Source organism: Streptomyces sp. NPDC059456 (assembly GCF_042750055.1).
Lineage (GTDB): Bacteria > Actinomycetota > Actinomycetes > Streptomycetales > Streptomycetaceae > Streptomyces.
Genome location: NZ_JBHYVA010000604.1, coordinates 1 through 5,320 on the forward strand (window position 1 = coordinate 1; position 5,320 = coordinate 5,320).

Annotated in this window: 4 protein-coding genes and 1 pseudogene; 2 read left to right on the forward strand and 3 right to left on the reverse strand. The window is 72.7% G+C overall.

Features of this window, described 5'->3' with window-relative positions; all coding sequences use genetic code 11:
• Positions 1 to 157: 157 nt before the first annotated feature.
• Complete coding sequence (locus tag ACFXA3_RS34485; RefSeq protein ID WP_385193539.1) at positions 158 to 901, reverse strand: histidine phosphatase family protein; 744 nt, start codon at positions 899 to 901, stop codon at positions 158 to 160.
• A 55-nt stretch (positions 902 to 956) separates the two neighbouring features.
• Between ACFXA3_RS34485 and corA the strand changes: the two genes are divergently transcribed.
• On the forward strand, positions 957 to 1,949 hold the full coding sequence (gene corA / locus ACFXA3_RS34490) for a magnesium/cobalt transporter CorA (protein WP_385193542.1): 993 nt from the start codon (positions 957 to 959) through the stop codon (positions 1,947 to 1,949).
• Positions 1,950 to 1,985: 36 nt separating this feature from the next.
• On the opposite strand, the gene ACFXA3_RS34495 is transcribed toward corA, so the two are convergent.
• Positions 1,986 to 2,774, reverse strand: coding sequence for a ferritin-like domain-containing protein (locus ACFXA3_RS34495; RefSeq protein WP_385193545.1), 789 nt, complete (start codon positions 2,772 to 2,774; stop codon positions 1,986 to 1,988).
• A 240-nt stretch (positions 2,775 to 3,014) separates the two neighbouring features.
• Positions 3,015 to 4,064 (reverse strand): LLM class F420-dependent oxidoreductase, encoded by a 1,050-nt coding sequence (locus tag ACFXA3_RS34500; protein WP_054226054.1) that lies wholly within the window; start codon positions 4,062 to 4,064, stop codon positions 3,015 to 3,017.
• 101 nt (positions 4,065 to 4,165) lie between these two features.
• Here ACFXA3_RS34500 and ACFXA3_RS34505 point away from each other — a divergent pair.
• A pseudogene (locus ACFXA3_RS34505) lies at positions 4,166 to 5,157 on the forward strand (aldo/keto reductase).
• Positions 5,158 to 5,320: the final 163 nt, after the last annotated feature.

The window sequence follows — 5,320 nt, forward strand, 5'->3', positions numbered from 1 at the left end:
CGGTACCCCTGAGGGGGCACCGCCACTCTCCTAGTCGCGGGGGCCCCCGGGACGGTGTCTGGGGGAGGCTGGGGCAGGGCTGCACGCGTGCGGCTGTGCTCTTCTGCTGGGTGGCGGTGCGTTTATTTGGGCCAGTCCACCCTACTGCTCCGTTCGATCACGCCGCGCCCGCACCGCCCCCCACGACCGCGTTCCCCCCGTCCTCGGTCGCGCTCTCGAAGGATTCCGTGTCCGCCGCGGCCGCGTCGGCCTCCGGTGCGCGGGCCGGGCGGGGGGCGAGCGAGCCGAAGTCCCCGGTGTCGCCGAGCCGGAGCAGGAACGGCCGCGTCGGCGTGTAGCGGACGGCCGTGATCGAGCAGGGGTCCACGTGGATGCGCTGGAAGAGGTCCAGGTGCATGCCCAGGGCGTCCGCGACAAGGGACTTGATGATGTCCCCGTGCGAGCACATGAGGAACACGGCGTCGCTCCCGTGCTCCTCCTCGATCCGCGCGTTCCACTCCCGTACGGCGTCCACGGCGCGCGCCTGCATGGCGCGCATGGACTCGCCGCCGGGGAACGCGGCGGCCGAGGGGTGCTGCTGCACGATCTTCATCAGGGGTTCATCGGAGAGCTCGGAGAGTTTGCGGTTCGACCAGTCGCCGTAGTGGCATTCGCCGATCCGGTCGTCGGTGTGCAGCGCCAGCTCCGGGCGGGCGGCGAGCAGTGGCGCGAGGGTCTCCCGGCAGCGCTGGAGCGGGCTGCTGACGACGGCGGCGAGCGGCACCGCGGCGAGCCGTGCGGGGAGCGCGGCCGCCTGCTCGGCGCCGCGCTCGTCGAGGGCCACTCCCGGGGTCCATCCGGCGAGCAGCCCTGCGGTGTTGGCGGTGGACCGCCCGTGTCGTACGAGGATCAGCGTGGCCATGACGCAAGCCTAGGCGGTGGCCGGTGCGTGCGGGGCGGGGGGCGGGCAGGGGACAATGCCCTGCGTGATAGTCGACTGCGCCATGTACCGGGACGGCCGCCGCTCTCCTGCGCCCGAGGACCTCTCCGACGCGCTCGACGAGGCGCGGGCCAGTGGTGACGCCTTCCTGTGGGTCGGCATGTACGAGCCCACGGAGGAGGAGTTCGAGCACGTCAGCCGGGAGTTCCGGCTGCACAGGCTGGCGGTGGAGGACGCGCTGACCGCGCACCAGCGCCCCAAGCTGGAGGTGTACGACGACTCGCTGTTCGTCGTGCTCAAGCCCGTGGAGTACGACGACGACGCGGACACGGTGACCGCGGGCGAGCTGATGCTCTTCATCGGCGACTCCTTCGTGGTCACGGTCCGGCACGGCGAGGGGGCGGCGCTGGCCGCCGTGCGCCACAGGCTGGAGCAGGAGCCCGAGGTGCTGCGGCACGGCCCGACGGCGGTGCTGTACGCGGTATCGGACGCGGTGGTCGACCACTACATCGAGGTCGCGGCCGAGCTCCAGGCCGACCTGGAGGAGGTGGAGGCCGAGGTCTTCGCGCCGAACGTCGCGGACACCAAGAACACCGCCGCCCGGATCTACGGGTTCAAGCGGCAGGTGCTGGAGTTCCGCCGGGCGACGAGCCCGCTGCTCCAGCCGATGGACCGGCTGGCGTTCGGGAACGTGCCCTTCGTGCACGAGCACGCGCAGCCGTTCTTCCGCGACGTCGCCGACCACCTGACCAAGGCGAGCGAGTACATCGAGGGCCTGGACCGGCTGCTGTCGGACGCGCTGGCCGCGCACCTGGCGCAGATGGGCGTCCGGCAGAACGACGACATGCGCAAGATCTCGGCCTGGGCGGCGATGGCGGCCGTCCCGACGATGGTGGCCGGGATCTACGGGATGAACTTCGACCACATGCCGGAGCTCCGGCACACCTGGGGCTATCCGGCGGTGCTGCTGGTGATGGCGGGCGCCTGTCTGGGCCTGCACCGGATGTTCAAGTCCCGCGGCTGGCTGTAGCGGGCGGCGGGTCCGCCGGCCCGGCAGACCCGGCCGCTACGCGTACTCGGGCGTGGTCACCGGTGCCCCGCCCAGCGCGTTGCGCCGCTCCGGCGGGCGCAGGCTGATCATCCGGTGCCAGCCGGCGAAGCGTTCGTACGCGTACACGGCGTGGATCCCGGCGGCCAGCGCGGCCCTCTTGGGCGCGGGCCAGTGCAGCAGCCGGCCCATGTGGTCCATGACGGCGAGGCTCACGTCCCGGTAGACGCGGATCTCGGCGAGGGCGCTGTCGCGCAGCACCTGCTGGATGGTCCGCCCGTGGCCCTCGCGGACGAGACGGAGCAGCTCTTCGTGGCAGTAGGCGAGGTGGTTGTCCTCGTCGTGGCTGATCATGCTGATCGCCTTGCCGACCTCGGGGTGGTCCGCGAACCGGCGCAGGAGCATGTCCATCTGGTCGGCGGCGCGCTGTTCGGTGACCCGGCTGTGCGCGAGGTAGACGACGATGTCCCGCTCGGCCAGCGGCTCGTCGCGGCGCAGCTTCTCGTGCGCGAGACCGATGCCGCGCCGCTCCAGCAGCATCGTGTAGTCGGTCTCGGGCGGCACGGGGACCGGCGGCAGGCCTCGCTTGCGCAGCAGGGCCCGGAAGATCCGGCCGTGCTTGTCCTCGTCGGCGCCGTGCCGGGTGATCTTGGGCGCGAGCTCGCGCATGCCGTCGGGCACCAGGGTCGCGATCCTGGCGTTCTCCCAGCCGCCCTGGGACTCCCCGCTGGCGGCGATGGAGCAGAACAGCTGGAACGCATCGTCGTGGTCGACGATCTCCTGGAACAGGCTGCGGGCAGAGAGCATGCACCGAGTCAACGGCGGATGCGGGGGCCCGGCAACCGAGACGTCGTGCGACTCGGCCGAACGAAGGACGTGACGCGGTGCGGGGGTGAGGCCGGGGCGTAACCCGGAGGGTGCCGCGCGCGTTGTTGACTGTGTCGGCCGTGGCGGGGAAGACCCCCGAGCCCCCACCACGGCCGCAGGGCCCTTCCGGACTCCGCCCCCGCACCCGCCCGGTGCGGGGGGGGCGTCGTGGGGCGGGTGCTACGCCAGGCCGGCGCGCTCCATCGCCTCGGTGCCGGCCCGCAGCGCGGTGATCCGCTCGTCGAGGGTGAACCCGGCCGGGGCGAGCGTGAGGGTGGTGACCCCCGCCTCGGCGTAGGCCCGCATGCCGTCCGCGATCCGCTCGACGGACCCGAGCAGGGTGGTCGAGTCGATGAGCGAGTGCGGGACGGCCTCGGCGGCACCCGCCTTGTCGCCCGCCAGGTACTTGTCCTGGATCTCGGCGGCTTCCTTCTCGTACCCCATGCGCTGGGCGAGCTGGTTGTAGAAGTTCTGCTTCCGGCTGCCCATGCCGCCGACGTACAGGGCCGTGTACGGACGGAACATGTCGGCGAGGGCGTTCACGTCGTCGCCGACGGCCAGCGGCACGGTCGGGCAGACGTCGAAACCGTCCATGGTCAGCCCGGCCTTCTCGCGGCCCGCCCGGATGTGGGTGAGCGCGGTGGCCTCCAGGTGCTCGGCGGCCGGGAAGATCAGCAGGGCACCGTCGGCGATCTCGCCGGTCTGCTCCAGGTTCTTCGGTCCGATGGCGGCGATGTAGAGCGGGATGTGCTCGCGCTCCGGGTGCACGGTGAGCTTGATCGGCTTGCCGGGGCCGCCGGGCAGCGGCAGGGTCCAGTGCTCGCCCTCGTAGCTGAGGCGCTCACGGCTCATCGCCTTGCGGACGATCTCCACGTACTCGCGGGTGCGGGCGAGCGGCTTGTCGAACTTGACGCCGTACCAGCCCTCGGAGACCTGGGGTCCGGAGACGCCGAGGCCGAGCCGGAAGCGGCCCTTGGTCAGGGAGTCCAGGGTGGCGGCCGTCATGGCGGTCATCGCGGGCTGGCGGGCCGGGATCTGCAGGATCGCGGAGCCGACGTCGATGCGCTCGGTCTGGGCGGCGACCCAGGCGAGCACGGTCGGGGCGTCGGAGCCGTAGGCCTCCGCGGCCCAGCAGACGTCGTAGCCGAGGCGGTCCGCCTCCTGGGCCACGGCGAGGTTGTCGGCGTCCATGCCAGCGCCCCAGTAGCCGAGATTGATGCCGAGCCGCATGTGTCGTCCCCTTACCGGTTTACCGATCAGTAACGTAGGTCTGCGGGGGACTGTAGCGCGCCCGGGCCCGCCGCGGCAGTGCCCCAGTAGTCTCAGCGCTCATGGAGCAGAGGCATCTCGGCCGCACGGGACTGCGCGTGTCCCGGATCGGCCTCGGCACCTTGACCTGGGGCCGTTCGCGGAGGGACCGGACGAGTCGGGCGCCGCCGAGCAGTTGAAGACGTTCTGGGAGGCGGGCGGCACGCTCGTCGACACCGCCGACGTGTACGGGGGCGGTGAGGCGGAGTACCTGCTCGGGCAGCTGATGGACGGGCTGGTCCCGCGCCGGGAGCTGGTGATCGCCACCAAGTCGGGCTCCGTACCCGACCCGGACCGGCAGTTCGACGCCTCGCGCGGCCACCTGCTGTCCGCGCTCGACGATTCGCTGGCCCGGCTGGGCACCGATCACGTGGACCTCTGGCAGGTCCACGCGTTCGACCCCGGGACCCCGCTGGAGGAGACCCTCCAGGCGCTGGACCTCGCGGTGAGCAGCGGCCGGGCGCGGTACGCGGGGGTGTCGAACTTCAGCGGCTGGCAGCTGGCGAAGGCGGCGACCTGGCAGCTCGCCGCCCCGGGGGTGCGGACCCGGCTGGCGTCGACACAGATGGAGTACTCCCTCCTCCAGCGGGGCGTGGAGCGCGAGGTCCTCCCGGCGGCGCGGGACCTGGGCGTGGGCCTGCTCCCGTCCTCCCCGCTGGGCCGCGGGGTCCTGACGGGCAAGTACCGGGACGGCACCCCGGCGGACTCGCGGGGCGCCTCGCCGACCATGGCCGGCTTCGTCGAGCCGTACCTGGACGATGCCGCCGGGCGCATCGTGGACGCGGTGGCGACCGCGGCCCAGGGCCTGGCGGTGACCCCGCTCCAGGTGGCCCTCGCCTGGATCCGGGACCGGCCGGGGGTGGTCGCACCGATCGTGGGCGCGCGGACGTCCGAGCAGCTCGCGGCGGCTTTGTCGGTGGAGGCCCTTAGTCTTCCCGAGGAGATCTGCCAGGCGCTGGACGATGTTTCGGCGCCGGTGCATCGCTATCCCGATCAGGACTGGAGCACGCTGTGAGTACGGACCGCCACCCCGCTTCCGCGGACCACCCGGCCACCCCCGGCCCCCAGGCGGCCACCGACCCGGACCCGGCGCAGCCGCAGGACGGGGGTCCGGCGCCCGACGCGGACGCGGAACCGGCGGAACCGGAGCCGACCGCGCCTGCGGCCCCGGCCGGACC

Coding starts and splice junctions, on each gene's coding strand:
- ACFXA3_RS34485 (WP_385193539.1), bottom strand. CDS start 901: ATGGCCACGCTGATCCTCGTACGACACGGGCGGTCCACCGCCAACACC.
- corA (WP_385193542.1), top strand. CDS start 957: ATGCCCTGCGTGATAGTCGACTGCGCCATGTACCGGGACGGCCGCCGC.
- ACFXA3_RS34495 (WP_385193545.1), bottom strand. CDS start 2,774: ATGCTCTCTGCCCGCAGCCTGTTCCAGGAGATCGTCGACCACGACGAT.
- ACFXA3_RS34500 (WP_054226054.1), bottom strand. CDS start 4,064: ATGCGGCTCGGCATCAATCTCGGCTACTGGGGCGCTGGCATGGACGCC.